The sequence below is a fragment of the Pseudomonas sp. AE27 genome (assembly GCF_037113495.1).
In the GTDB taxonomy this organism is placed as follows: Bacteria; Pseudomonadota; Gammaproteobacteria; order Pseudomonadales; family Pseudomonadaceae; genus Aquipseudomonas; species Aquipseudomonas palmensis.
This window is the reverse complement of record NZ_CP146966.1, coordinates 3,949,632-3,974,039: the sequence shown is the minus strand read 5'-3', so window position 1 is coordinate 3,974,039 and position 24,408 is coordinate 3,949,632. Positions and strand designations below refer to the sequence as shown.

The following is a 24,408-nucleotide window of genomic DNA, read 5'->3' as shown; positions in this document are numbered from 1 at the left end:
CGTGCACTTTCCCCCCGGCCGCACCGCCAGTCGCGACGATGGCCGGGGTACCCAATTGTGTCTACAATCAGCTCCTTTGATTGACCTACTTACTGGAGCTCACGTTTTGGCTCAATACGTCTACACCATGCATCGGCTGAGCAAAGTTGTGCCGCCGAAGCGGGAAATCCTCAAGAACATTTCGCTGTCCTTTTTCCCCGGCGCCAAGATCGGCGTGCTCGGCCTCAACGGTTCGGGTAAATCCACCCTGCTGAAAATCATGGCCGGCGTCGACACCGAGTTCGACGGCGAAGCGCGTCCGATGCCCGATCTGAATGTCGGCTACCTGCCGCAAGAGCCGCAACTGGACCCCACCAAGACCGTGCGTGAAGTGGTCGAAGAGGCCGTCAGCGTGATCAAGGACGCCCAGGCCCGCCTGGACGAGGTCTACGCCGCCTATGCCGACCCGGACGCCGACTTCGACAAGCTGGCCGCCGAACAGGCCAAGCTGGAAGCGATCCTGCAGGCCAGCGACGGTCACAACCTCGAGCGCCAGCTGGAAGTCGCCGCCGACGCGCTGCGCCTGCCGGCCTGGGACGCCAAGGTCGAACATCTGTCCGGTGGCGAGAAGCGCCGCGTGGCCCTGTGCCGCCTGCTGCTGTCGGCCCCCGACATGCTGCTGCTCGACGAACCGACCAACCACCTGGATGCCGACTCGGTAGCCTGGCTGGAGCACTTCCTGCACGACTTCCCGGGCACCGTGGTCGCGATTACCCACGACCGTTACTTCCTGGACAACGTCGCCGGCTGGATTCTGGAGCTCGACCGCGGCGCCGGTATTCCTTACGAGGGCAACTATTCGGGTTGGCTGGAAGCCAAGTCGGACCGCCTGGCCCAGGAATCCAAGCAGCAGTCGGCCCATGAAAAGGCCATGAAGGAAGAACTGGAATGGGTGCGCAAAGGCGCCAAGGCCCGCCAGTCCAAATCCAAGGCGCGTCTGCAACGCTTCGAAGAAATGCAGTCGCAGGAATTCCAGAAGCGCAGCGAAACCAACGAGATCTACATCCCGGCCGGCCCGCGCCTGGGTGACAAGGTCATCGAGTTCAAGAACGTCACCAAGGGCTACGGCGACCGCGTTCTGATCGACAACCTGTCGTTCAGCATGCCAAAAGGCGCCATCGTCGGTGTGATCGGCGGTAACGGTGCCGGTAAATCGACCCTGTTCCGCATGCTGATGGGCAAGGAGCAACCGGACTCGGGCAGCATCGAGATCGGTGAAACCGTGCAACTGGCCTGCGTCGACCAGAGCCGCGAAGACCTGGACGGCGGCAAGACCGTGTTCCAGCAGATCTCCGACGGTTCCGACCAGATCCGCATCGGCAACTACGAGATTCCGGCGCGTACCTACGTGGGGCGCTTCAACTTCAAGGGCGGCGACCAGCAGAAGTTCGTCAAGGACCTCTCCGGTGGTGAGCGTGGCCGTCTGCACCTGGCGTTGACGCTCAAAGAGGGCGGCAACGTGCTGCTGCTCGACGAACCGTCCAACGACCTCGACGTCGAAACCCTGCGTTCGCTGGAGGAAGCCCTGCTGGACTTCCCGGGCGCCGCTATCGTGATCTCTCACGATCGGTGGTTCCTTGACCGTGTGGCTACCCACATCCTGGCCTACGAAGACGATTCGCAGGCGGTGTTCTTCGAAGGCAACTACACCGAATACGAAGCCGATCGCAAGAAGCGCCTGGGTGAAGCCGCTGCCCAGCCGCACCGGGTACGGCACAAGAAACTGGCATGACCTTCACGGTCTTGCACTGAAACGGGGCCTTCGGGCCCCGTTTTTTTTGCCTGGAATCCGGGTGAATCCTTCGCCGGCAAGGCCGGCTCCTACAGGGTTGTGCGGCCTGCTGTAGGAGCAGGCTTTGCCGGCGAAGGTGTATACATTTATAGAAATGCACCATTTATTTCCATAAAAACGACATTTTGCCCTGTTGCGGTGCGAGTGGTTCTTGGTAAAGTCCTGAAAAAACTAATAAGTCCAACTCTATCTGGTGAATGTCTAAATGATCGAATCCGTCGAAGACTTCCTCGCACGCCTGCAAAAACGCGACCCTGCCCAGCCCGAATTCCATCAGGCCGTGGAAGAGGTACTGCGCAGCCTGTGGCCCTTCCTCGAAGCCAACCCGCACTACCTGCAGGCCGGTATTCTCGAACGCATGGTCGAGCCGGAGCGGGCCATTCTGTTCCGTGTATCGTGGGTCGACGACAAGGGCAGGGTGCGTGTCAACCGTGGCTACCGCATCCAGATGAGCAGCGCCATCGGCCCATACAAGGGCGGCCTGCGTTTCCACCCTTCGGTGAACCTCGGCGTGCTGAAGTTCCTGGCCTTCGAACAGGTACTCAAGAATTCCCTCACCTCGCTGCCCATGGGCGGCGGCAAGGGCGGCTCGGACTTCGACCCCAAGGGCAAGAGCGACGCCGAAGTCATGCGCTTCTGCCAGGCATTCATGAGCGAGCTGTACCGCCACATCGGCGCCGACCTCGACGTGCCGGCCGGTGACATCGGCGTAGGTGGTCGCGAAATCGGCTTCCTGTTCGGCCAGTACAAGCGCCTGGCCAACCAGTTCACCTCGGTGCTGACCGGCAAGGGCATGAACTACGGCGGCAGCCTGATTCGCCCCGAAGCCACCGGCTACGGCTGCGTGTACTTCGCCGAAGAAATGCTCAAGCGCGACGGCCTGCGCATCGACGGTCGCCGTGTGGCCATCTCCGGCTCCGGCAACGTGGCGCAATATGCCGCGCGCAAGGTCATGGACCTGGGCGGCAAGGTCATCTCGCTGTCCGACTCCGAAGGCACCCTGTACTGCGAAGCCGGCCTGAACGATGCGCAGTGGGATGCGCTGATGGAGCTCAAGAACGTCAAGCGCGGCCGCCTGAGCGAGCTGGGCGGCGAGTTCGGCCTGGAGTTCCGCGCCGGCCAGCGCCCTTGGAGCCTGGCCTGCGACATCGCCCTGCCGTGCGCCACCCAGAACGAGCTGGACGCCGAAGACGCACGCACCCTGCTGCGCAACGGCTGCATCTGCGTGGCCGAAGGCGCCAACATGCCGACCACCCTGGACGCCGTGGACCTCTTCATTGAAGCCGGCATCCTGTTCGCCCCGGGCAAGGCCTCAAACGCCGGCGGCGTGGCCGTCAGCGGCCTGGAGATGTCGCAGAACGCCATGCGCCTGCTGTGGACGGCCGGCGAGGTGGACAGCAAGCTGCACAACATCATGCAGTCGATCCACCATGCCTGTGTGTACTACGGCGAAGAGAACGGCCGCATCAACTACGTCAAGGGCGCCAACATCGCCGGCTTCGTCAAGGTTGCCGACGCCATGCTGGCCCAGGGCGTGGTCTAGGCCTGCGGCTCGATGGCGACGACCTCGATCAGTTGATCACCCGCCGGTCGTCGCCACAGCACCTCGTCACCGGGCGCTGCCCCCAGCAGTGCCCGGCCCAGGGGTGACCCCCAGTTGATCAGGCCACTGGCGGCATAGGCCTGGTCTTCGCCGACCAGTTGCACTTCATGCTGGAGGCCTTCTTCATCGACAAACACCACCCGGCTACCGATCTGCACCTTGCTCTGCGAGGTGGCGGGTGCGGCCACCTGGGCGCTCTGCACGCGGGCGCTGAAGTAGCGCAGGTCGCGCTCGACCTCGGCCAGGCGTTGTTTGTCGGGGTCGCCCAGCAGCGTGCTGCGCAGGGTCTCCAGTTCGCTGACCCGCTGCTTGAGCAGGTTCAGGCCCTGGGCGGTGACGTGGTTGGGTTGTTCGCTGATGCGCCGCTCTACCGGTTGATTGGCCTGATCGGCGGCCTGGTCTTCGTTGACGAATGCTCGGCTCATGGTTGGCCTCCTTTGTAGGAAGACCATGATGCGCGGTCACCGGTTGCATCGAATGTTCGAGGGCGACCTATTGGCGTCGATAGGCGCGGGCGGCGTCGCGGTCCTTTTCCTGCTGCCACTGCTGATCGCGCTCGTCCCAGTGGCGGCTGCGGTAGGTGTCCTGGTCCTGGCTCTGCTGCATGGCCTGGCACTGGCGAAAGCCGTCGTCCCAGCCGGTCTCGTACTGGCGGTCGTGCAGATAGCGCGGCACGTCCTTGCGAAACTCGCCCATCATCACGCCTGCGGCCTGGTGGCCGCTGCTGCAACCGGCCTGGAAGCCGTCGGCGTAGGGGGCAGGGTAGCCTTGCTCGATCAGTTGATCGTGGGTGCTGGCGCAACCGCCCAGTATTATTGCCACCAGTACCCAGTGCCCGCGCATGTTCGAACTCTCCCTCTGTTGCTGGGAGTCTAGGCGGTGGATTGTAGGAAAGGGGTCAAAACAGTGTGAATCTGTTGTGGCCTCTTCGCCGGCAAGGCCGGCTCCTACAGGCGGTGCTGGCTTTGCCGGCGAAGAGGCCCTCAGATCAGTAGTTGTACCACTTCACCTCGAGCATCACCTCGTTCTGCGCCGTCGCCAGCTGGCTGAACTCGCGCCTGGCACTCAGGCGCAGGCCCAGGTTGCGCGACAGTTCCCACTGCTGGTTGAGGCTCAGGCTGCGGCGGACCTCGCCATTGGTGAAGTAGTCGCCCTTGGCCTCCAGGCTCAGGTTGCCCAGCCCGTTGCGCCACAGCACGCCGGTGTTGAACCCTGCCGCGGGTGCGATGAACCCGGCAAAGTCATTGTTGTGCTCCACCCGCACCGTGCCCAGGGCAAACCCGAGCATGTCCTCGCCCAACTGCCAGGTGCCCCCGGCGCCGCCATTCACATGGCTGACCAGCACCTCGTTCTCATGCTTGCCCAGCACCCGTTCCAACCCGCCGGCCACCTGCCACGACCACGGCTTGAGCAGGTCGTTGCGCGGCGTCAGCGAGCGGATCGTTGCCAGGTCCAGGCGCTGCACCTGCCAGTCGTTGTGTTCGTACTGGCGCACCTTCAGCTGCAGGATCTCGATCTGCGCGCCCAGCGGGAAGCCGTAGGCGTTGTCGTTGAGGTCGTGATAGGCCATGCGCAGCCCGTACTCGGCAAAGGCCCGGTCTTCTCGGGTACCCACGCCCAGCTGCCAGGTGCGCGACTCGTGGCCGTCCTCCGGCAGCCCGGGGCGTTCGATCTGCAACGGCGGTGGCGGGTTGCGGTTGATCGCGCGCAGCAACTCGAAGCTGCGCCTGGCCCGCTCCGGGTCGCGCTCCAGGCCATTGGCGCGGTAGCGCTCCAGGCGATAGGCGGCGTCCTGCACCAGCGCCTGGCGCTCGCGCGGCAGCTCGGTGAAGGCGGGGCTCTGCAGTTGCGCGGTGTCGGCGCTCACGGCCAGCACCTGCTGCTGTTCGGCATGGTCCAGCGGTTTGGCCCGCTCCAGCAGCTCGCGCTCGCGCGATGGACGGTAGTCGGTACGCGCCACCAGCCCGGACTGTTTCACCGCCTTGACCGTGTCGGTGGGGATCGCCGTGAGCGGGAACTGCGAGGTCAGGTCCAGGCTCGGCCGTGCCACCTGCAGCAGTTCGAGCAGGCGATACGAGCAGTTTTCGTCGAAGAAGAAATAGTCGAACTGGATCTGCTTGAGTTCCCAGATGTGCTCGACCATGCGCCCGGTTTCCTCGGGCGTAAGGTTCAGCCGGTACTCCCACAGGTCGCGGTTTTCCAGGCTGCGGTACTCGGACAGCTTCTCCTGGTAGGGCACCAGCGCGAACAGGCCGGGGTAGCCGCCCATCAGGCCCTTCCAGGCATACAGGATGCTGTTGTCGTTGCCCTCGATGTAGGCGCCGAAGTTGATCGCGTAGCTCAGCAGTGCGGTGTTGTCGCTCTGCACGTCGGCCTGGTCGATACGCAGCAGCGTGTGCCCGAACATCGACGAGGGGCTGTTCAGGTAGGCGGCCGGGAAGATCATCACCGCGCTGTGCGGCGACACGTCCGAGTACCACTGGGTGTAGGCCTTGCAGTCCGGCGCCGGCAGGTCGGTGAGCTGCAACTGCTCGCGCAGCCAGCGGGTGCGCGCCGGGAATACGCATTGCGCGTGCTGGTCGCCCAGGCTGGCCGGGGCGTACAGCGCCTCATAGGTGGCGCGCAGTTCCTGGTCAGGGTGGTGCGCACCGTCCTTGGCCAGGAAGAATTTGGGGTCGTCCACGTAGCTGCGCCATCCGCCGAGCTTGGCGGTTTCGTAATGGCCCAGGGAGATCCAGTAGCGGTCGTTGGCCAGTGCGTGCAGACGAGCATCGTCCAGCACGGTGGCAGCGTGCAGCGGGGCGCAGGCACAGAGCGCCAGGTAGGCAAGGCGTTTGAGCATGTCGGGCAACTACGTCTGAATGATGCCGATAGAGGCGGGCAAACAAACCCGCCCCGTGGTCGGGGCGGGTGTGCCGAGCTTAGGCCGGGGTTGCGTATTTGGCCAGACGGGCGTCGCTTTTCAGGACGGCGAGGGTGTTGGTGTGAACATCTTCAGCGGTAGCGTCGGCTGTGGTGAAGATTTCCTGGAAGTGCTGGTGGGTCACGGCCGCGAAGTGCGCACGGTCTTCCGGTGCGACGCCCAGTACCACCGCGTAGGTGGTCAGTGCTTCGCCCTGGCCTTGCGCCATGTCTTCGGACAGCTCGTTCATCATGCCATTCATGGCGAACCAGGATTTGCCGCCATAGGTCAGCGACGCATTGGTGGAGCAGCCGTTGGTGCCCGAGGTCATGCCGAAGGTGGCGTTGCCCGAGGTACCGTTGGTGGTGGATGCGAGGAAGTGAGCCGGCGTGCCGCGTTGGCCCTCGAACAGCATGTTGCCCCAGCCGCAGTCCGGGCCGCCTGGCGCCTGGGCCATGGCGTTGAGCGAAACCGCGGTGAACAGAGTACCCAGAAGAATCCGTTTCATAGCATTGTTCTCTTTCTGATGTTCAAACCAAAGGTCAGGGTTATCTGGCATGTCTGTAGGACTAGTTGCCAGGACGGGTCGGTTGTTTACCCAGCCGCGCAGTTTGGAGTTTAGGCACGATCTAAGGGTTCCGTGATTAATTGCAAAAGATTGCTTGAAATAATTGACGCGGAGCAGGTTTTCGACCCTGCGCGCTAAAGCGTTGAAGAGCCTTGCAAGCCGGGCGCAGGCGGCGCCAGAATGCCGTCATCCGCCCCGCCGAAGTAAGGAAGCCCGATGCCCGATCCTGTTGCTGCGAGCCTGCGTCTTGCGCCCGAAGCCCTGACCCGGCCGTTTTCCGCTGAACAGTTCGATTTTTCCACCACCAATGATCTGGAGCCCTTTCGCGGTGTGCTAGGCCAGGAACGTGCAGTCGAAGCCTTGCAGTTCGGCGTCGCCATGCCACGCCCCGGTTACAACGTGTTTGTCATGGGCGAGCCGGGCACCGGCCGCTTCTCGTTCGTCAAGCGCTACCTCAAGGCAGAAGGCAAGCGCCTGCAGACGCCGTCCGACTGGCTGTACGTCAACAACTTCGACGAGCCCCGCGAACCCAAGGCGTTCGAGCTGCCGGCCGGCAGTGCCGGGGCCTTCATCGCCGATATCGGGGGCCTGATCGACAACCTGCTGGCGACCTTTCCGGCGGTGTTCGAGCACCCGTCCTATCAGCAGAAGAAAAGCGCCATCGACCGCGCCTTCAACCAGCGCTACGACCGTGCCCTGGATGTGATCGAGCGCGCCTCGCTGGAAAAGGACGTGGCCCTGTACCGCGACAGCAGCAACGTCGCCTTCACCCCCATGGCCGATGGCAAGGCGCTGGACGAGGCCGAGTTCGCCCAGTTGCCTGAGGCCGAGCGCGAGCGTTTCCACGAGGACATCGCCGCGCTGGAAGAGCGCCTCAACGAAGAGCTCGCCAGCCTGCCGCAGTGGAAGCGCGAGTCGAACAACCAGCTGCGCCAGCTCAACGAAGAAACCATCACCCTGGCCCTGCAGCCCTTGCTGGCCCCGCTGTCGGAGAAGTACGCCGAGAACGCTGCGGTGTGCGCCTACCTGCAGGCCATGCAGGTCAACCTGCTGCGCACCGTGGTCGAGCAACTGGTCGACGACAGCAAGACCGACGCGGTGGCGCGCAAGATGCTCGAAGAGCAGTACGCCCCCAGCCTGGTGGTCGGCCATCACGCCAGCGGCGGCGCGCCCGTGGTGTTCGAGCCGCACCCTACCTACGACAACCTGTTCGGCCGCATCGAATACGGCAACGACCAGGGCGCGCTGTACACCACCTATCGCCAGTTGCGCCCGGGGGCGCTGCACCGCGCCAATGGCGGGTTCCTGATTCTGGAGGCCGAGAAGATGCTCGGCGAGCCGTTCGTGTGGGATGCGCTCAAGCGCGCCCTGCAATCGCGCAAGCTGAAGATGGAGTCGCCGCTGGGCGAGTTCGGTCGCCTGGCCACCGTGACCCTCACCCCGCAGATGATCCCGCTGCAGGTCAAGGTGATCATCATCGGCGCCCGCCAGCTGTACTACGCGCTGCAGGACCACGACCCGGACTTCCAGGAGATGTTCCGGGTGCTGGTGGACTTCGACGAAGACATTCCCATGGTCGAGGAGAGCCTGGAGCAGTTCGCCCAGTTGCTCAAGACCCGCACCAGCGAGGAGGGCATGGCCCCGCTGACCGCCGATGCGGTGGCGCGCCTGGCCACCTACAGCGCCCGCCTGGCCGAGCACCAGGGGCGCCTGTCGGCGCGCATCGGCGACCTGTTCCAGCTGGTCAGCGAGGCGGATTTCATTCGCCACCTGGCCAACGACGAGATGACCGATGCCGGGCACATCGAGCGGGCGCTCAAGGCCAAGGCCACGCGTACCGGGCGGGTATCGGCGCGGATTCTCGACGACATGCTGGCCGGGATCATCCTGATCGACACCGAAGGCGCGGCGGTGGGCAAGTGCAACGGCCTGACCGTGCTGGAGGTGGGCGATTCGGCGTTCGGCGTGCCGGCGCGGATTTCCGCCACGGTGTACCCGGGCGGCAGCGGCATCGTGGATATCGAGCGTGAGGTCAACCTGGGCCAGCCGATCCACTCCAAGGGCGTGATGATCCTCACCGGGTACCTGGGCAGCCGCTATGCCCAGGAGTTCCCCCTGGCCATTTCGGCCAGCATCGCGCTGGAGCAGTCCTACGGCTATGTGGATGGCGACAGCGCATCGCTGGGCGAGGCCTGCACGCTGATCTCGGCCCTGTCGAAAACCCCGCTCAAGCAGTGCTTTGCGATCACCGGCTCGATCAACCAGTTCGGTGAAGTGCAGGCGGTGGGCGGGGTCAACGAGAAGATCGAGGGCTTCTTCCGCCTGTGCGAGGCTCGTGGCCTGACCGGTGAGCAGGGCGCGATCATCCCGCGGGCCAACGTGGCCACGCTGATGCTCGACGAGCGCGTGCTGCAGGCGGTGCGCGCCGGGCAATTCCATGTGTACGCAGTCAGCCAGGCCGACGAGGCCCTGAGCCTGCTGGTGGGCGAGCCGGCCGGGCAGCCGAACGAGGAGGGCGAATTCCCCGAGGGCAGCATCAATGCGCGGGTGGTCGAGCGGTTGCGGGTGATTGCCGAGATGATCAGCGAAGAGGACCTCAAGGAAGCCGAGAAGGAGCAGGCCGAAGAGGCGCTGGCGCAGGTGAAGCCTTCCTGACCGCGGTGGGTTCTTCGCCGGCAATGCCGGCTCCTACATGTGGGAGTCGGCATTGCCGGCGAAGGGGGCAGTTCGGCGCACGGTACATGACCGCTCGGCGCCGACCGCTTGTCGCCGGCGGATTTCTTCTATCCTCAAGGCATGGACCGTCGTGCGCAAAAGGATCGAAACCAGCCTGGCCACAGGCTACGCAACGCCTCACCGAGGACCGTCGCCATGCCGCGTACCCTCAGCCTTACCCGTCAATGCCTGGGCCTGGTGACCCGCATTGAGTGCCGTATCCGCCCGCTGGCCGGTGACACCGGCATGTGGACACTGCTGTTCGCCGCCGGCATGGCCGGCGAGCAACCCTCCGCGATCAAGGCCCAGGGGCCGTTTCACGGGCCGTTCGTGGCCGAGTCGGTGCTCAGCGCGATTGTCGACAGCCTGACCCTGCACGGCTACCAGGTGGCCGACGACCCGCAGATCTGGTGCGTGCACCTGCAGGCGCAGCTGCGTCGCATCAACGGCGAACGGGTTCACCATGTGGGTGACCTGCAGTCCAACCCCGACACCTGAACCGACCGGATCATCCACTGGCCTGTGGCAGCGTGTCGCGGGCTTTTCCTGTCACAGGTGGCTGCTATACTCGCGCTCGTTTTTTTCCAGCCACCTGGTGATCTGCTCAATGGAACGCTTTATCGAAAATGCGATGTACGCCTCGCGCTGGCTGCTCGCACCCATCTATTTTGGCCTGTCCCTGGGGCTGCTGGCGTTGGCGCTGAAGTTCTTTCAGGAGATCTTCCATGTGCTGCCCAACGTCTTCTCGCTGGCCGAGTCCGACCTCATCCTGGTACTGCTGTCGCTGATCGACATGGCCCTGGTGGGCGGCCTGCTGGTGATGGTGATGATCTCCGGCTACGAGAACTTCGTGTCGCAGCTGGATATCGCCGAAGGCACCGAAAAGCTCAACTGGCTGGGCAAGATGGACTCTTCCTCGCTGAAGATGAAGGTGGCCGCCTCGATCGTGGCGATCTCCTCCATTCACCTGCTGCGGGTGTTCATGGACGCGCGCAACATCGAGACCCAGTACCTGATGTGGTACGTGATCATCCACATGACCTTCGTGGTCTCGGCGTTCGCCATGGGCTACCTGGACAAGATGACCAAGCACTGACCTGCGGGGTATCACGCCTTGTCAGCCGCCCGTCCGTTGCATAACGGACGGGCGGTTGCGTTTCTGACTTGTGCTTTGGTCGATGCTGTACAAAAAATGAACGGCCTGTGGAGTGTTCCAGTAGCGAGGTATCGCAATGAACCTGCATGAACTGAACAGCGAGGCCAGGGCCGGCCGGGTGGACGAACTGAACCTGATCGCCATCGAAGGGGGGGACTTCGTGCTCGAGGCCCGGGTCAAGGGCAAGGCGCACCCGTTGCTGGATGCCAAGGGGGTACGTCTCAAGGTGCACTCGGTGGTCGATGGTCAGCGCCTGCTCAATGGCTTGCCCGCCGTGCCGTTGCACCTGGTGCACTGGTCGGTGCAGGACGAGATGTGCGGCCTGCACGGCACCCCCGAAGAAGACCTCAAGGTGCCGATGCCGCGACGTACTGCCTGGTAGCTGAACTGCTTTGCCGCAGTGTGCTAGGCTGCTTGCCCTTTTCACAGCGGGCGCGGCTTTTGTGCGCCCTGTAGCGGAGCAGAAACATGTCCGAACTCAACCTGTCCACCGACGAAACCCGCGTCAGCTACGGCATTGGCCGTCAGCTGGGTGGCCAGCTGCGTGACAACCCGCCACCGGGCGTCAACCTGGACGCGATCCTGGCCGGTCTGACCGACGCCTTCAATGGCCAGGCCAGCCGCGTCAGCGAAGAAGACCTGTCGGCCAGCTTCAAGGTCATCCGTGAAATCATGCAGGCCGAAGCGGCTGCCAAGGCCGAAGCGGCCGCTGGCGAAGGCAAGGCCTTCCTGGCCGAGAACGCCAAGCGTGACGGCATCACCACCCTGGCCTCGGGCCTGCAGTTCGAAGTACTGACTGCCGGTGAAGGCGCCAAGCCAAGCCGTGAAGACAGCGTGCGCACCCACTACCACGGCACCCTGATCGACGGCACCGTGTTCGACAGCTCCTACGAGCGTGGCCAGCCGGCAGAATTCCCGGTCGGCGGCGTGATCGCTGGCTGGACCGAGGCCCTGCAACTGATGAACGCGGGCAGCAAATGGCGCCTGTACGTACCGAGCGAGCTGGCTTACGGCGCCCAGGGCGTTGGCAGCATCCCGCCGCACAGCGTGCTGGTGTTCGACGTCGAGCTGCTGGACGTACTGTAATACCTCTTCGCCGGCAAGGCCGGCTCCTACAGGGTCAGCGCGTACCCGTGTAGGAGCCGGCCTTGCCGGCGAAGCGTTTTCAGTTCCACTGCGCGCCACCCCCAGGGCGCAACGCCCGGGCATAGCAGAACAGGAACAGATTCCTCACCAGCTCCTTGAGCACCACAGGCTCGCTCGAATTCAACCCGTGAAGATCCAGGTCGCCCTGGTCGCGCAGTTCGCCCAGCGCGTCTTCTTCGAGCACGGCGCATACCTCGCCGGTTTCGCGGTGCAGGATGCGCAGGTACGGATGGGGGCGGTCAAGCCAGGCGTCTATCAGATAAGTCATGGCTATTCTCCTTGAAAGCGTTCAATGAGAATAATTCTTATTATCAAAATAGCAAGTGACTATTGGATTTTTCTTGCGATTACCGCCGGGCGGTAGGGTCGAGGCTGCGAGTGCAGCCCCGGGCAGGCAGGGGTCAGACCTTGCGCACGAATTCCGATTTCAGCTTCATCGGGCCGATGCCGTCGATCTTGCAGTCGATGTCGTGGTCGCCGTCGCACAGGCGGATGTTCTTGACCTTGGTGCCGACCTTGACCACCAGCGAGGTGCCCTTGACCTTGAGGTCCTTGATCACGGTGATGGTGTCGCCGTCCTGCAGGACGTTGCCCACCGAATCCTTCTTCACCGCTTCGTCGCTGGCCGCTTCGGCTTCACCGCTGGCCGACCACTCGTGGGCGCACTCGGGGCAGATCAGCTGGCTGGCGTCTTCGTAGGTGTATTCGGAGTTGCATTTGGGGCAGGGTGGCAAAGTGCTCACTACGGTTCCTCAGGACTACGTGCAGAAAACCCACATTGTATAGGGTTTTGCCGGCCAGAGGAAAAGCAGGCCCATCGAGCGATGGGCCGGGGCAGGGGATCAGTGCGTGCGGGCGACGGCGAATTCGCTGAGTTCGACCAGCGCATCGCGGTATTCGCTGGCCGGCAGCACGTCCAGGCAGGCGATGGCACGGGCCACGTAGTCACGCGCCATCTGTGCGGTGTACTCCAGCGCGCCGGCGGCCTCCACTGCGTTGCGGATGCTCTCCAGGTCTTCAAGGCCACCTTTCTGGATGGCCTGGCGCACCAGCGCCGCCTGCTCGGGGGTGCCTTCGCGCATGGTGTAGATCAGCGGCAGGGTCGGCTTGCCTTCGGCCAGGTCGTCACCGACGTTCTTGCCCAGGGTCTCGGCGTCGCCCTTGTAGTCGAGCAGGTCGTCGACCAGCTGGAAGGCCACGCCCAGGTGGTCGCCGAAGGTACGCAGGGCTTCGCGCTGTTCGTCGCTGGCGCCGGCCAGTGCGGCGGCGCTGTGGGTGGAGGCTTCGAACAGCATGGCGGTCTTGCCGCGGATGACGTCCATGTAGACTTCCTCGGTGGTGCTGGCGTCGCGAATGCGCGACAGCTGCAGCACTTCACCCTCGGCAATCACGCGGGTGGCCTTGGAGAGGATCTGCATGACCGGCATCGAGCCCAGCTCGACCATCATCTCGAACGAGCGCGAGTACAGGAAGTCGCCCACCAGCACGCTTGGCGCGTTGCCCCACAGGGCATTGGCGGTGGAGCGGCCACGGCGCATGCCCGACATGTCGACCACGTCGTCATGCAGCAGGGTGGCGGTGTGCAGGAACTCGATGGTGGCTGCCAGCAGGCGCAGGTCGTCTCCTTCGCGGCCCAGTGCCTTGCCGCACAGCAACACCAGCAGCGGGCGCAGACGCTTGCCCCCGGCCGAGGTAATATAGTCGCCGATTTTCGATACCAGCGGCACACGTGAAGTCAGCTGCTTCTTGATGATCTCGTCAACGGCGCTGAAGTCGTCCGCTACCGCACGGTAGAAAGCTTGGGGTTGCATCGGCCACAGGTGCTCCATAAGGGTTGCGCGGCATGCTAGGTTGCGGGTCCCGGCGTGTCAAGGCGCACTGCCCGTGGGGTCAATGGCCACACTTGCAAGGCAAAGCTGGCTTGCGTACAATCGCGCACCCTGAACTTCCTGGGCAGCACCTGCCTTACGCAATTGCACTGGGCCGTTCCAGCCCTATGCAGCCATGCCAGCCAATACTCTTCCTATAAAGAGCTGGGTGAGCAGGATTATCGGAGAAATACCCATGTACGCAGTAATTGTTACCGGTGGCAAGCAGTACAAAGTCGCCGAAGGTGAATACCTGAAAATCGAAAAACTGGAAGTCGCCACTGGCGAATCCGTGACTTTCGACCGCGTTCTGTTGGTTGCCAATGGCGACGACGTGAACATCGGCGCTCCAGTCGTTGCTGGTGCCAAGGTTGTTGCTGAAGTGATCTCGCAAGGTCGTCACGACAAAGTGCGCATCATCAAGTTCCGCCGCCGTAAGCACCACATGAAGCGTATGGGCCACCGCCAGTGGTTCACCGAAATCAAGATCACCGGTATTTCGGCTTAATCGCCCAAATCCCCATTTCTGGAGAATTGAACCATGGCACACAAAAAAGCTGGTGGTAGTACCCGTAACGGTCGCGACTCAGAAGCCAAACGCCTTGGCGTGAAGATGTATGGCGGCCAGGCTATCATCCCGGGCAACATCATCGTGCGTCAGCGCGGCACCCAATTCCACGCTGGCTACGGCGTTGGCATGGGCAAGGATCACACCCTGTTCGCCAAGATCGCGGGTAAGATCAAGTTCGAAGTAAAAGGCGCCTTCGGTCGTCGTTACGTGAGCGTCGTTGCCGAGTAATCGCGCGATCGCTGGAAAAGCCCTGTCTCGCGACGGGGCTTTTTCGTTTGTGGGGTGAGTCTCTTGCAAAGCTGTTTGTATGGGCTGCCGGCGCTGGTGTTCTGGCCGTATCGGGGCCGCCGCGCTCACTTTTGCAAGAGCCTTATGTCTTTGTGTCACTCAGCTCGTCCAACTGACGAGAGGCGGTTTTTATGAAGTTTGTTGACGAAGTATCGATCAAGGTCAAGGCCGGTGACGGCGGTAACGGTTGCATGAGCTTCCGCCGCGAGAAGTTCATCGAGAACGGTGGCCCCAACGGTGGCGATGGTGGCGACGGCGGCTCGGTGTACATGGTTGCCGACGAAAACCTCAACACCCTGGTCGACTACCGCTACACCCGTCACTTCGAGGCCCAGCGCGGCTCCAATGGCGGCAGCACCGACTGCACCGGCAAGAAGGGCGACGACCTGATCCTGCGCGTGCCGGTCGGCACCACCGTGATCGACGCGGGCACCCAGGAAGTGATCGGCGACCTGGTCAAGGCCGGGCAGAAACTGATGGTGGTGCAGGGCGGCTGGCACGGCCTGGGCAACACCCGTTTCAAGTCCAGCACCAACCGTGCGCCACGCCAGACCACCCCGGGCAAGCCCGGCGAGCAGCGTGACCTGAAACTGGAAATGAAAGTGCTGGCCGACGTCGGCCTGCTGGGCTTGCCCAATGCCGGCAAATCCACCTTCATCCGTTCGGTGTCGGCCGCCAAGCCGAAAGTCGCCGACTACCCGTTCACCACCCTGGTGCCGAACCTGGGCGTGGTCAGCGTCGACCGCTGGAAGAGCTTCGTCATCGCCGACATCCCCGGCCTGATCGAAGGCGCTTCGGAAGGCGCCGGCCTGGGTATCCGCTTCCTCAAGCACCTGGCGCGTACCCGCCTGCTGCTGCACCTCGTCGACCTGGCCCCGCTGGATGAAAGCAGCAGCGCCGACGCCGCCGAAGTCATCGTCAACGAGCTGACCCGCTTCAGCCCGTCGCTGGCCGAGCGTGACCGCTGGCTGGTGCTGAACAAGACCGACATGCTGATGGACGACGAGCGCGACGAGCGCGTCAAGGAAGTGGTCGAGCGCCTGCAGTGGGAAGGCCCGGTGTACGTCATCTCGGCGATCTCCAAGCAGGGCACCGAGCAGCTCAGCCGCGACATCATGCGCTACCTCGAAGACCGTGCCGACCGCCTGGCGGCCGACCCGGCCTACCGCGACGAGCTGGCCGACCTCGACCAGCGCATCGAAGACGAGGCCCGTGCCCAGCTGCAGGCCCTGGACGACGCGCGCGCCCTGCGCCGTACCGGCGTCAAGAGCGTGCACGACATCGGCGACGACGATGATGATGACGACTGGGAAGACGACGAAGACGGCCCGGAAATCATTTACGTGCGCGACTGATTCGTTGCAGTACACTAAACGCCGCTTTTTCAAGCGGCGTTTTGGTATCTAAAGATCTCTATAGGTTGGAAGAAGATGCGGAGCAAGGTGACGGGTGCGCAGCGCTGGGTCGTGAAAATCGGCAGCGCGTTGCTGACGGCGGATGGCAAGGGCCTGGACCGCGCGGCGATGGGCGTGTGGGTCGAGCAGATGGTGGCCCTGCATGAGGCAGGGGTCGAGTTGGTGCTGGTCTCTTCGGGGGCCGTGGCTGCCGGCATGAGCCGCCTGGGCTGGAGCAAGCGACCGAGTGCGATGAACGAGCTGCAGGCTGCCGCCTCCATCGGCCAGATGGGCCTGGTGCAGGCCTGGGAGTCGAGCTTTGCCGAGCATGGCCGGCACACCGCGCAGATCCTGCTGACCCACGACGACCTCTCCGACCGCAAGCGTTACCTCAACGCCCGCAGCACCCTGCGTACCCTGGTGGAGCTGGGCGTGGTACCGGTTATCAACGAGAACGACACCGTGGTCACCGACGAGATCCGCTTCGGCGACAACGACACCCTGGCCGCACTGGTGGCCAACCTGGTGGAAGCCGACCTGCTGGTGATCCTCACCGACCGCGACGGCATGTTCGATGCCGACCCGCGCAACAACCCCGAAGCCCAGCTGATCTACGAGGCGCGCGCCGATGACCCGGCGCTGGACGCCGTGGCCGGCGGCACCGGTGGCGCACTGGGGCGTGGCGGTATGCAGACCAAGCTGCGTGCGGCGCGCCTGGCCGCGCGGTCCGGGGCGCACACCATCATCGTCGGCGGTCGCATCGAGCGCGTGCTCGACCGCCTCAAGGCCGGCGAGCGCCTGGGCACCTTGCTCTCGCCCGAGCGCGGCATGCTCGCGGCACGCAAGCAATGGCTGGCCGGGCACCTGCAGACCCGCGGCACCCTGGTGCTGGACGCCGGTGCGGTGCAGGCCTTGCGCCAGGCCAACAAGAGCCTGCTGCCGGTGGGCGTCAAGACCGTGCAGGGCAGTTTCCGGCGTGGCGAGATGGTCGTGTGCGTAGGGCCGGACGGCCTTGAAGTGGCCCGCGGCCTGGCCAACTACAGCGCGCTCGAAGCGCAGAAGATCATCGGCCAGTCATCCGAGGCCATCGAGGCCGTGCTGGGCTACAGCGCCGAGCCGGAACTGGTGCACCGCGACAACCTGATTCTGGTATGAGGAAATGAGCGTGATCAAAGGGATTTTTGCAGCCGCCTTGCTGGCCTTGCCGATGCTGGCCGGTGCCGAGGAAATCGGCCAGGTGTCGACGGTGTTCAAGTTCGTCGGGCCCAACGACCGCATCGTGGTCGAGGCGTTCGACGACCCCAAGGTGGAGGGCGTGACCTGCTACCTGTCGCGCGCCAAGACCGGCGGCGTGAAGGGTGGGCTGGGGTTGGCCGAAGACCGTGCCGAGGCGTCGATCGCCTGCCGTCAGGTGGGGCCGATTCGCTTCAAGGGCGAGCTCAAGGATGGCGATGAAGTGTTCAAGGAGCGCACCTCGCTGGTGTTCAAGACCATGCAGGTGGTGCGCTTTCTGGACAAGAAGCGCAACACGCTGGTGTACCTGGTGTACAGCGACCGCCTGATCGAAGGCAGCCCGCAGAACGCGGTGACGGCGATTCCGATTCTGCCTTGGGCGCAGTGATCGGGCACCGTGTCGCCCCTTTCGCCGGCAAGGCCGGCTCCTACAGGCGACGATAACCGCGTTTCGCCGGCAACGATAACTCCGTAGGAGCCGGCCTTGCCGGCGAAGGGGCCATCAAGGCCCCTGTACCTTCGTCAGATCGACGCCGGCTCAACCTCCACTTCCCGCACCTCGACCTTCACCTGATCGCGACGGCTGATGTACTTCCAGTCCGCCTCGTCGATGTAGATCCCGTTCGGCCCGCTACCGCCCTCCAGGTCGATTGCCACGTGCGCCGATACCTGCGGCTTCACGCTCGCCAGAATCGGCACGAAGCCCAACTGCAGGCTGGTCTCCAGCAATGCCGCCTGGTTGCGTTCGTCGATGTCGGCCGCCTCGTCCAGGTAGTACGGCAGGCGCACGCGCCCGGCCTGGTCGCGGTCCATCAGGTGCAGCAACAGGTACATGTTGGTCAGCGCCTTGATGGTCATGGTGGTGCCGTTGGAGGCCGCGCCATCGATGTCGGTATGGATGATCGGCTGGCCGCCTACCTTGGTGATCTCGAACGCCAGCTCGAACAGGTCCTTCAGGCCCAGCTGGTTGTGGTTGGCTGCCACCAGCCGCGCCAGGTACTCCTTGGCCTCTTCGTTCTTGTTGTCCTGCTCGGCGCTCTGGCTCAGGTCGAACACCGACAGGGTCTCGCCTTCCTCGTACTGGCCGGCACTGTGGATGATCTGGTCGATGTGCTTGAGCGCTTCCTTGTTCGGCGCCAGCACGATGCGAAAGCTCTGCAGGTTGGATACCTGGCGCTTGTTGATCTCGCGGTTGAACAGTGCCAGCTGGTGCTCGAGGCTGTCGTAGTCGCTGCGGATGTTGCGCAGGGTACGCGCGATGTCGGTCACCGCCGCGCGCCGCGCCTTGCCCAGGGTCAGGGCTTCGTCGGTACGGTGCGCGTAGGCGTTGATCAGCAGCTGCAGGCGGCGCTCCATGTCGTCTTCGCTGTCGAACTTGGCCACGCCCTTGAGGCGTACCTGGGCGTACAGCGCCTCGATCTGGCCATCCACCCGCAACAGGCCCTGCCAGCTGTCCTGATAGTCGTTGAGCAGCGGCAGCAGGTTGTCCATGGAGTCGTCGACCGGGTCCATGAACGGCGTGCCGAACGGCAGGTCGGCCGGCAGCAGCTGGCGACGGCGCAGGGCGTCGTCGAGGGTGCGCTGCTTGGCCTCCATGTCGGCGATCTGGCGACCGACCAGTTGCAGCTTGGCCGACAGTTGCTGCACGCGCTCGGTGAACGCGTCGCTGGAGCGCTTGAGCTCGTCCTGGGCCGCCTCCATCTGCGCCAGCTGCTCCAGCTTGTCGCCTTCCTCGGCCGACAGGGTCTGGGTACGGCGGTAGTCTTCCAGGGCCTTTTGCGCATCCAGCACCTGCTGGTACAGCGCTTCGGTCTGGGTCTTGCTCGCGGCGCGGTCGGCGGCCACGGCTTGCTGGGTCTTGAGCTGCTTGAGCTCTTTTTCCAGGCGCTCCTTCTGGTCGCGCAGCGCGGCGCGGTCGGCCAGGGCCTGCAAGGCCGGCGGCTCGATATGGCTGAGGTCGATGGACAGCCCCGGCGCCTCGAAGCGCTCGCCCTTGAAGCCGTCGAGTACCGCTTCCAGGGACTTGACCCACACGTCGCTGTCATCCAGCTCGATGCCGCGCTCGCCCAGCGGCAGGCTGAACAGCGCACCGTTGAACAGGCGCATCAGGCGCTCGACGTCCTGCTGCGAGAACTCTTCGCGCAGGCGTGCATAGCTGTTGTTGTCGGCATGGTCGAGCTGCTGCTTGACCGACTTCAGGCGTTTCTCCAGGTCGCGCAGGCGCTCTTCCAGGTCCTCGGCGCTGAACTGGCGCGACTGCGCCAGGGCACCGGCCAGTTCGTCGTGGGCGTCCTTGGCGGCCAGCAGCTGCTGCTCCAGCACCTTGACGTCATCCACCAGCGCGAAGCGGTGCTTGAGCACCGACAGTTCGCCCAGCCAGCGCTGGATACCGGTCATTTCGCGTTCCAGGCGCATCAGCTCCTGGGTGCCGCCGCGCTGGTTGTTCTGCAGCGCGTCCTGCTCGTGGCTGTAGTGCTCGGCCTGCAGCACCAGTTCTTCCTTGCGTGCGCCGGCGTAGTCCTGCCAGGTGCCGAGCAACTGGTCGAGCAGCGGTGACAGGCGGTGCAGCTTGCCGCGCAGGATGTCGCGCTGGGCCACGCCATTGGCCAGGGCCTCGACCAGCGGGCCGGCGGCTACCAGCGAGTTGTAGTCCTGTTCCATGCGCCGCACGTCGCGGAAGGCTTCTTCGCAGGCGGCGATGTAGTCGACGCTGCCCGAGCGCAGGCTGTGCTCGAACGCATCGAGGAACAGCTGCTTGAGCTTGGCCGCGGTAATCTCGCGCATGTGCAGCAGGTTGATGAACAGGGCGCGGAAGGTCTTCAGGCTCTGCTCGCTGGTGGAGCGCAGCGGAATCAGGGTCAGGTCCAGCGGCACCGAGGTGTGCCCGCCCACCAGCAGCCGGCGCAGTTCGTCGGGCTTGAGCTCGTAGGCTTTCAGGCCGTTGCGCTCCAGGTTGGTGAACAGCTCCTTCTGGCGCAGGCAGGTGTCGTTCTTCTGGTAGTGGCCCAGGTCCAGCTCGCCGGCATAGGCGAAGAACTGGTGGCCGAAGCCGCCGCCAGGGCCGCGCCCGACCACGCCGATCACGTGCGGGCCGTGGGGCAGGTTGACCTCGCAGAGGATGTAGCTGGTGTCGCTGGCGAAGTAGAAGCGGCGTGACTGCTCCAGGCTGTACTTGCCGAAGCTCATGTCCGACATGCGCGCCAGGATCGGGAACTGCAGGGCGTTGATCGACGCACTCTTGCCCAGGTTGTTGGCGCCGTACACCGACAGCGGGTGCTCCAGCGGGAACAGGCCCAGGCTGTAGCCGGCGGTGTTGAGCAATGCAAAGCGGCGAATGCCGTAGCGGTCCTGGCTCATGCGTCAATCTCCTGTTGCTCTTGGGCAATGGCACGGGCCAAGGCGTCTTCTTCGCTTTCCTCGAACGGGCTCAGGTCGAGCGGGTCGTCGGTCCTGTTCAGCTCTTCAGGGGTTTCTTCCACCACCAGCACCGGGGTCGGCAGCGGCAGGGCACTGTGCAGGCTGGCGGCCAGGTCGCGGTCCTGCTGCACCGACAGGCACACGTCGAGGAAGCGGTGCATCGGCGGCAGGAAGCGGTAGATGCCGTTGTCTTCGCTGGCAAAGCCGAGCTGGGTCATGCGGCGCATGATCTTCTCTTCCAGCTCGTCGGGGGTCTGCACCTCGGCCTGCAGGAACAGGTCGCGGTACTTTTCCAGCAGCGAGGGCAGCTCGTCGCGCCCCAGGCTGCCGCCGTCGAGCACCGACATCGGGTCGCGGCCCTGGTCGGCCAGGTGCTCCACCAGGATGAAGGTGAACAGCGACAGGCGCTGGGCGGTCTTGTTGACCTGGGCAGCAGCCAGTTCCGGCACGAAGTAGTAGAAACCACGGGTGTCGCACACCAGTTCGAAGCCCAGGGCCTTGAACAGGCCGCGGTACTGGTCCTGGAAGTTCGACAGCTGGGCGTACAGCTCCGGGTCGCGCCGGCTGATGTGGAAGCCCTTGAACAGCTCGCGGAAGATCGGTGCGAGCTGGGACAGTTCGGAAAGATCAAGATGCATGGGTAGGGCTCGCAGTAGGCTCGGGCGACGGTTCGCGGCTTGAAGTCAGGGCGAACGAGCGCAGGCTGACCAGGTGTTCCTGAGTGGTGTACTCGCGGCGCTCCAGGCGCGCGCGGGTAAAGCGTTTTTCCCGCGACAGGCGCGAGAACCAGTACAGCAGTTCGTCGGTGGCGCCTTCGGGCTCCTGCTCCAGCAGCCACACCATCAGGTCGGGCAGCGGCAGGGCGTCTTCGCAGCGCTCGAGCATTTCCTTGACCGTGCGCGGTGCACGCGGCGCGGCGCCCTTGTGGCTCTTGTGCGCCTTGGGGAACTGCGCCGGCTTGGCTTCGAAGCGGGCCAGGGCATACACGTAGGCCTCGACCTGGCTGGCGCTGCCGAGGAAGGTGCTCTGCGGGCGGGTGAACAGCGGCATGGCCGCCTGCGGCACGGCGTCGATGCCCTTGCGCCGGATCACCGACAGCGCCAGTGCGGCGCCACGGGTCACGGCGTTGTGCCGGCGTGCCTCTTCACGCAGCGGCAGCAGCAGCTCGCGGGCGTGGCGCAGGGTCAGCTGGGCGCTGGTCTGCATCTCGAGGATGCGCGCGTGGGTGCGCAGCAGCATGTCGTCATCGACCAGGTGGCCCAGTCGCGCCTGCTCGCCCAGCAGGCGCAGCAGCACGGTCTCGACCTTGCGCACGCCCTGTTCGAAGGCGCCGTCGGCGTTCACCAGCTGGATCATCGGCTCGACGTATTCGTCCCAGGTGGCCAGCACTTCGGCGTAGCGCTGGCGCAGCGGGATCTGCCGGTCGCTGGTCTTGGCCCGCTCGGCCACCGCCACCAGCGCCTGCTCGTCGTTGTCGAGTTTTTTCAGCACGTCACGCACGCGCATGTCGAGCAGACGCAGCTGGCGCGCCAGGTCGTTGCCGTCGCGGATGTCGAAGGCGTCCTGGATATGCCCGGCCAGGCGCTCGAGGTGGCGCAGGTAGGCTTCGATCTCCAGGCACAGGCCCAGGCGGTGCTCGCGCCGCAGGTAGGCCAGGAAGTCGTGGATCTGGGCGTTGAGCTCGAAGCGGTTCGGGCTCTTGGCCACCGGGACCAGGATGTCCAGGCGAATCCACACGTCCAGCAGGTTGGTGATGTCCTGGGGCGTACTGTCGAGCTGTTGTGCGGCCAGTTGCCCGCGCAGCTCGGCCAGGCTCAGGGTGCCCCCGTCGAAGCGCTCGCACAACGGCTCGAGCAGGGCCCAGTGTTCGGCTAGGGCGCGCAGGACGCGCTTGGGTTCGATCATTGGCGGGTCGACTCGCTGCCAAGTAAAAGCGCCGATTGTACTGCATCAGGGGGGGATCGATTCACCCCCTGATCGTTTGCCGGTGTTGTCGGGCGGTTTTGTGCCTGCAACGGCGGCGTAACGGCGGTAGAATGCTCGCCCCGACTTATCCACAGATGGCCGCCCTTTGCTTACCGAGTCCCGCCGCCGCGCCTACCTGAACGCCATGCAAGTGGTGCACTGGCTGCCGCGCGCCGAACTGCCGTTCGCCGCGCCATCGCGCCCCGAGCTGCTGCGGGTACCCGAACCGCTGGTCGAGGCGCCGGTGGTGCTGCCGGCAGTGGTGGCCAAGGCGTCTGCACCGGCTGCCAAGCCGGCCGAGCGGCCAAAAATCGAGATTCCGCGACCGACGGTCAGCGCCAAGCCGGCCAGCAAGCCGGTGCTCGATGCCGAAGAAACCGCCGCCGTGGTCAAGCCAGCGCTGGTACCGCCGCCCCGCTTTGCCTTGCAGTTGCTGCGTGCCGGCGATTGCCTGGTGCTGGTGGAGCTGGTCACCGGTCAGCCGTTCCAGAGCCGCGACCCGTCCTACCTGCTGCTCAAGGACATGCTGCGCGCCGCCGGCCTGCCCGACAGCCCGCAGATCATCGGCGAGCCGGTACGCTGGCCGTTGCTGGTGCGCGGCACTCTCGACCAGGGCCCGCTGGCGGCGCGTGATTTTGTCCAGGGTTTCATCCAGGCCCGCCTTGAAGAGGCGCCCTGCAGCTGCCTGTGGCTGGTCGGCCTGCCGGCGGTGCGCTTTGCCGGTGAAGCCGACGAGCAGGCGTACTACCGCGAATTGCCGGTGGAGGGCCTGGGCAACTGCTGGGCCTTGCCTGGCCTTGAACTGTTGATGGACGAGCCCGCCCGCAAGGCGCACGTCTGGCAAGCCATGCGCCGGCTGATGGCGCGCTGGAAACCACGCAATGAGTGACAACATCAGTTTTCGCCGCATGACCGAGGCGGATCTGGATGCCGTGCTGAAGATCGAATACGCCGCCTTCAGCCACCCGTGGACCCGGGGGATCTTTCTCGACGGGCTGAAGAACTACGAAATCTGGCTGATGTTCGAAGGCCAGCAGCAGGTGGGCCACGGCGTGATCAACGTGATCATCGACGAGGCGCACCTGCTCAACATCACCGTCAAGCCCGAAAGCCAGGGCCGTGGCCTGGGCCTGCGCCTGCTCGAAGAGCTGATGAAGCGCGCCTACGCCAGCAACGGCCGCGAGTGCTTCCTCGAAGTGCGCGCCAGCAACCAGTCGGCGTATCGCCTGTACGAGCGCTTCGGCTTCAACGAGATCGGCCGACGACGCGACTACTACCCGGTGGCGGGTGGCCGCGAAGATGCGCTGGTGATGGCCTGCACGCTGTTCGAAGAATAACCCTTCAGCGCTCGCGCTTGCCGTCCAGCGGGTCGCGGCGCGCCAGTTCGGCCTCGTCCAGGCCGTTGCCGCCGCCAATGTCATCTTCGTCGACTACGCTCAGGTCCCAGTCGGCCGGGTGGTCGCCGCCGACTTCATCGGCTGAGCGGGCGCCGTCTTCGGGGATCAGGGTTTCGGGCGTCAGGTCATCGTCGCTGGGGTCGTAGTGCGTGTCGGTCACCGGTGGGTCTTGATCGAAGTCCAGCGGCTGCACCGAGCCCATCTTGTCCTCGATGGTATCGATCGGTGCGGGTTCCGGGGCATGCGGCGGGCGATGTGATTCGGTCATGTCTATTCTCCTGCGGGTGGCCTGTAAGGGGTGGACCGGCCACTGGCGGGAAGATTCAAAGGCGTGACCCGAACGGGGTGGCGCCA

The 24,408-nt window shown here is 64.5% G+C and carries 25 protein-coding genes; 14 read left to right on the top strand and 11 right to left on the bottom strand.

What is annotated here, in order from left to right; translation table 11 throughout:
* The first annotated feature begins 106 nt into the window (after positions 1 to 106).
* Together ettA and gdhA are read left to right on the top strand one after the other, a co-directional pair.
* Positions 107 to 1,771, top strand: a complete 1,665-nt coding sequence (gene ettA, locus V9K84_RS18285) for an energy-dependent translational throttle protein EttA (RefSeq protein WP_043860207.1) — start codon at positions 107 to 109, stop codon at positions 1,769 to 1,771.
* A 265-nt stretch (positions 1,772 to 2,036) separates the two neighbouring features.
* Positions 2,037 to 3,374 (top strand): NADP-specific glutamate dehydrogenase, encoded by a 1,338-nt coding sequence (gdhA, locus tag V9K84_RS18280; protein ID WP_043860208.1) that lies wholly within the window; start codon positions 2,037 to 2,039, stop codon positions 3,372 to 3,374.
* On the opposite strand, the gene V9K84_RS18275 is transcribed toward gdhA, so the two are convergent.
* The 4 genes from V9K84_RS18275 to V9K84_RS18260 form a co-directional block, all read right to left on the bottom strand.
* On the bottom strand, positions 3,371 to 3,859 hold the full coding sequence (locus tag V9K84_RS18275) for a GreA/GreB family elongation factor (RefSeq protein WP_088515254.1): 489 nt from the start codon (positions 3,857 to 3,859) through the stop codon (positions 3,371 to 3,373). The genes gdhA and V9K84_RS18275 overlap by 4 nt on opposite strands.
* A gap of 67 nt (positions 3,860 to 3,926) precedes the next feature.
* The gene (locus V9K84_RS18270; protein ID WP_088515255.1) at positions 3,927 to 4,277 is read right to left on the bottom strand and encodes a hypothetical protein; all 351 of its coding nucleotides are present in this window, start codon (positions 4,275 to 4,277) and stop codon (positions 3,927 to 3,929) included.
* Positions 4,278 to 4,422: 145 nt separating this feature from the next.
* Entirely contained in the window at positions 4,423 to 6,276 is a 1,854-nt protein-coding gene (locus V9K84_RS18265) for a DUF4105 domain-containing protein (protein WP_043860211.1), read from the bottom strand.
* A 79-nt stretch (positions 6,277 to 6,355) separates the two neighbouring features.
* Entirely contained in the window at positions 6,356 to 6,844 is a 489-nt protein-coding gene (locus V9K84_RS18260; RefSeq protein WP_043860212.1) for a DUF3015 domain-containing protein, read from the bottom strand.
* Positions 6,845 to 7,120: 276 nt separating this feature from the next.
* On the opposite strand from V9K84_RS18260, the gene V9K84_RS18255 reads away from it, so the two are divergent.
* The 5 genes from V9K84_RS18255 to V9K84_RS18235 all read left to right on the top strand — a co-directional run bounded on the left by V9K84_RS18255 (position 7,121) and on the right by V9K84_RS18235 (position 11,861).
* Positions 7,121 to 9,559 carry an ATP-binding protein gene (locus tag V9K84_RS18255; protein ID WP_043860213.1) on the top strand — a complete coding sequence of 813 codons (2,439 nt, stop codon included), beginning with the start codon at positions 7,121 to 7,123 and terminating at the stop codon, positions 9,557 to 9,559.
* Between the two features lie 216 nt (positions 9,560 to 9,775).
* The gene (locus V9K84_RS18250; RefSeq protein WP_043860214.1) at positions 9,776 to 10,117 is read left to right on the top strand and encodes a hypothetical protein; all 342 of its coding nucleotides are present in this window, start codon (positions 9,776 to 9,778) and stop codon (positions 10,115 to 10,117) included.
* Between the two features lie 109 nt (positions 10,118 to 10,226).
* Positions 10,227 to 10,715 (top strand): TIGR00645 family protein, encoded by a 489-nt coding sequence (locus tag V9K84_RS18245; protein ID WP_043860215.1) that lies wholly within the window; start codon positions 10,227 to 10,229, stop codon positions 10,713 to 10,715.
* Between the two features lie 136 nt (positions 10,716 to 10,851).
* Positions 10,852 to 11,157, top strand: a complete 306-nt coding sequence (locus V9K84_RS18240) for a DUF6482 family protein (RefSeq protein ID WP_043860216.1) — start codon at positions 10,852 to 10,854, stop codon at positions 11,155 to 11,157.
* Positions 11,158 to 11,243: 86 nt separating this feature from the next.
* On the top strand, positions 11,244 to 11,861 hold the full coding sequence (locus V9K84_RS18235) for an FKBP-type peptidyl-prolyl cis-trans isomerase (RefSeq protein ID WP_043860217.1): 618 nt from the start codon (positions 11,244 to 11,246) through the stop codon (positions 11,859 to 11,861).
* A 79-nt stretch (positions 11,862 to 11,940) separates the two neighbouring features.
* On the opposite strand, the gene V9K84_RS18230 is transcribed toward V9K84_RS18235, so the two are convergent.
* The 3 genes from V9K84_RS18230 to V9K84_RS18220 all read right to left on the bottom strand — a co-directional run bounded on the left by V9K84_RS18230 (position 11,941) and on the right by V9K84_RS18220 (position 13,732).
* Positions 11,941 to 12,189, bottom strand: a complete 249-nt coding sequence (locus V9K84_RS18230) for a hypothetical protein (protein WP_043860218.1) — start codon at positions 12,187 to 12,189, stop codon at positions 11,941 to 11,943.
* A gap of 133 nt (positions 12,190 to 12,322) precedes the next feature.
* Positions 12,323 to 12,664: a zinc ribbon domain-containing protein YjdM gene (locus V9K84_RS18225; protein ID WP_043860219.1), complete on the bottom strand. Its 342-nt coding sequence runs from the start codon at positions 12,662 to 12,664 to the stop codon at positions 12,323 to 12,325.
* Positions 12,665 to 12,763: 99 nt separating this feature from the next.
* Positions 12,764 to 13,732, bottom strand: a complete 969-nt coding sequence (locus V9K84_RS18220) for a polyprenyl synthetase family protein (RefSeq protein ID WP_054916263.1) — start codon at positions 13,730 to 13,732, stop codon at positions 12,764 to 12,766.
* A gap of 253 nt (positions 13,733 to 13,985) precedes the next feature.
* On the opposite strand from V9K84_RS18220, the gene rplU reads away from it, so the two are divergent.
* The 5 genes from rplU (at position 13,986) to V9K84_RS18195 (ending at position 17,663) form a co-directional block, all read left to right on the top strand.
* Positions 13,986 to 14,297, top strand: coding sequence for a 50S ribosomal protein L21 (gene rplU / locus V9K84_RS18215; protein ID WP_038614793.1), 312 nt, complete (start codon positions 13,986 to 13,988; stop codon positions 14,295 to 14,297).
* Between the two features lie 33 nt (positions 14,298 to 14,330).
* On the top strand, positions 14,331 to 14,588 hold the full coding sequence (rpmA, locus tag V9K84_RS18210; RefSeq protein WP_010225698.1) for a 50S ribosomal protein L27: 258 nt from the start codon (positions 14,331 to 14,333) through the stop codon (positions 14,586 to 14,588).
* A 191-nt stretch (positions 14,589 to 14,779) separates the two neighbouring features.
* Positions 14,780 to 16,003 (top strand): Obg family GTPase CgtA, encoded by a 1,224-nt coding sequence (gene cgtA, locus V9K84_RS18205; protein ID WP_043860221.1) that lies wholly within the window; start codon positions 14,780 to 14,782, stop codon positions 16,001 to 16,003.
* Positions 16,004 to 16,078: 75 nt separating this feature from the next.
* Entirely contained in the window at positions 16,079 to 17,197 is a 1,119-nt protein-coding gene (proB, locus tag V9K84_RS18200) for a glutamate 5-kinase (RefSeq protein WP_043860222.1), read from the top strand.
* Between the two features lie 4 nt (positions 17,198 to 17,201).
* Positions 17,202 to 17,663 carry a CreA family protein gene (locus tag V9K84_RS18195; RefSeq protein ID WP_078481775.1) on the top strand — a complete coding sequence of 154 codons (462 nt, stop codon included), beginning with the start codon at positions 17,202 to 17,204 and terminating at the stop codon, positions 17,661 to 17,663.
* Positions 17,664 to 17,797: 134 nt separating this feature from the next.
* On the opposite strand, the gene mksF is transcribed toward V9K84_RS18195, so the two are convergent.
* The 3 genes from mksF to mksB are packed head-to-tail and all read right to left on the bottom strand — an operon-like array spanning position 17,798 to position 22,597.
* A complete protein-coding gene (mksF, locus tag V9K84_RS18190; RefSeq protein WP_054916262.1) occupies positions 17,798 to 20,632 on the bottom strand; it encodes an Mks condensin complex protein MksF in 2,835 nt (944 codons plus the stop codon).
* On the bottom strand, positions 20,629 to 21,330 hold the full coding sequence (gene mksE / locus V9K84_RS18185) for an Mks condensin complex protein MksE (protein WP_043859813.1): 702 nt from the start codon (positions 21,328 to 21,330) through the stop codon (positions 20,629 to 20,631). The genes mksF and mksE overlap by 4 nt, the downstream gene beginning before the upstream one ends.
* The gene (gene mksB, locus V9K84_RS18180) at positions 21,320 to 22,597 is read right to left on the bottom strand and encodes an Mks condensin complex protein MksB (RefSeq protein WP_043859814.1); all 1,278 of its coding nucleotides are present in this window, start codon (positions 22,595 to 22,597) and stop codon (positions 21,320 to 21,322) included. The genes mksE and mksB overlap by 11 nt, the downstream gene beginning before the upstream one ends.
* A 166-nt stretch (positions 22,598 to 22,763) precedes the next feature.
* Here mksB and V9K84_RS18175 point away from each other — a divergent pair, with 166 nt between their 5' ends.
* Positions 22,764 to 23,546: a hypothetical protein gene (locus V9K84_RS18175; RefSeq protein WP_043859815.1), complete on the top strand. Its 783-nt coding sequence runs from the start codon at positions 22,764 to 22,766 to the stop codon at positions 23,544 to 23,546.
* Positions 23,539 to 23,994 (top strand): ribosomal protein S18-alanine N-acetyltransferase, encoded by a 456-nt coding sequence (gene rimI / locus V9K84_RS18170; RefSeq protein WP_043859816.1) that lies wholly within the window; start codon positions 23,539 to 23,541, stop codon positions 23,992 to 23,994. The genes V9K84_RS18175 and rimI overlap by 8 nt, the downstream gene beginning before the upstream one ends.
* A 4-nt stretch (positions 23,995 to 23,998) precedes the next feature.
* Here rimI and V9K84_RS18165 read toward each other — a convergent pair whose 3' ends face one another.
* Positions 23,999 to 24,322: a serine kinase/phosphatase gene (locus tag V9K84_RS18165; protein ID WP_088515256.1), complete on the bottom strand. Its 324-nt coding sequence runs from the start codon at positions 24,320 to 24,322 to the stop codon at positions 23,999 to 24,001.
* Between the last annotated feature and the right edge of the window lie 86 nt (positions 24,323 to 24,408).

Coding starts and splice junctions, on each gene's coding strand:
- V9K84_RS18230 (WP_043860218.1), bottom strand. CDS start 12,189: ATGACTTATCTGATAGACGCCTGGCTTGACCGCCCCCATCCGTACCTG.
- V9K84_RS18240 (WP_043860216.1), top strand. CDS start 10,852: ATGAACCTGCATGAACTGAACAGCGAGGCCAGGGCCGGCCGGGTGGAC.
- rplU (WP_038614793.1), top strand. CDS start 13,986: ATGTACGCAGTAATTGTTACCGGTGGCAAGCAGTACAAAGTCGCCGAA.
- proB (WP_043860222.1), top strand. CDS start 16,079: ATGCGGAGCAAGGTGACGGGTGCGCAGCGCTGGGTCGTGAAAATCGGC.
- V9K84_RS18250 (WP_043860214.1), top strand. CDS start 9,776: ATGCCGCGTACCCTCAGCCTTACCCGTCAATGCCTGGGCCTGGTGACC.
- V9K84_RS18255 (WP_043860213.1), top strand. CDS start 7,121: ATGCCCGATCCTGTTGCTGCGAGCCTGCGTCTTGCGCCCGAAGCCCTG.
- V9K84_RS18260 (WP_043860212.1), bottom strand. CDS start 6,844: ATGAAACGGATTCTTCTGGGTACTCTGTTCACCGCGGTTTCGCTCAAC.
- V9K84_RS18235 (WP_043860217.1), top strand. CDS start 11,244: ATGTCCGAACTCAACCTGTCCACCGACGAAACCCGCGTCAGCTACGGC.
- mksB (WP_043859814.1), bottom strand. CDS start 22,597: ATGATCGAACCCAAGCGCGTCCTGCGCGCCCTAGCCGAACACTGGGCC.
- rimI (WP_043859816.1), top strand. CDS start 23,539: ATGAGTGACAACATCAGTTTTCGCCGCATGACCGAGGCGGATCTGGAT.
- rpmA (WP_010225698.1), top strand. CDS start 14,331: ATGGCACACAAAAAAGCTGGTGGTAGTACCCGTAACGGTCGCGACTCA.
- cgtA (WP_043860221.1), top strand. CDS start 14,780: ATGAAGTTTGTTGACGAAGTATCGATCAAGGTCAAGGCCGGTGACGGC.
- V9K84_RS18275 (WP_088515254.1), bottom strand. CDS start 3,859: ATGAGCCGAGCATTCGTCAACGAAGACCAGGCCGCCGATCAGGCCAAT.
- V9K84_RS18165 (WP_088515256.1), bottom strand. CDS start 24,322: ATGACCGAATCACATCGCCCGCCGCATGCCCCGGAACCCGCACCGATC.
- V9K84_RS18245 (WP_043860215.1), top strand. CDS start 10,227: ATGGAACGCTTTATCGAAAATGCGATGTACGCCTCGCGCTGGCTGCTC.
- V9K84_RS18270 (WP_088515255.1), bottom strand. CDS start 4,277: ATGCGCGGGCACTGGGTACTGGTGGCAATAATACTGGGCGGTTGCGCC.
- V9K84_RS18265 (WP_043860211.1), bottom strand. CDS start 6,276: ATGCTCAAACGCCTTGCCTACCTGGCGCTCTGTGCCTGCGCCCCGCTG.
- V9K84_RS18220 (WP_054916263.1), bottom strand. CDS start 13,732: ATGCAACCCCAAGCTTTCTACCGTGCGGTAGCGGACGACTTCAGCGCC.
- mksE (WP_043859813.1), bottom strand. CDS start 21,330: ATGCATCTTGATCTTTCCGAACTGTCCCAGCTCGCACCGATCTTCCGC.
- mksF (WP_054916262.1), bottom strand. CDS start 20,632: ATGAGCCAGGACCGCTACGGCATTCGCCGCTTTGCATTGCTCAACACC.
- V9K84_RS18195 (WP_078481775.1), top strand. CDS start 17,202: ATGAGCGTGATCAAAGGGATTTTTGCAGCCGCCTTGCTGGCCTTGCCG.
- gdhA (WP_043860208.1), top strand. CDS start 2,037: ATGATCGAATCCGTCGAAGACTTCCTCGCACGCCTGCAAAAACGCGAC.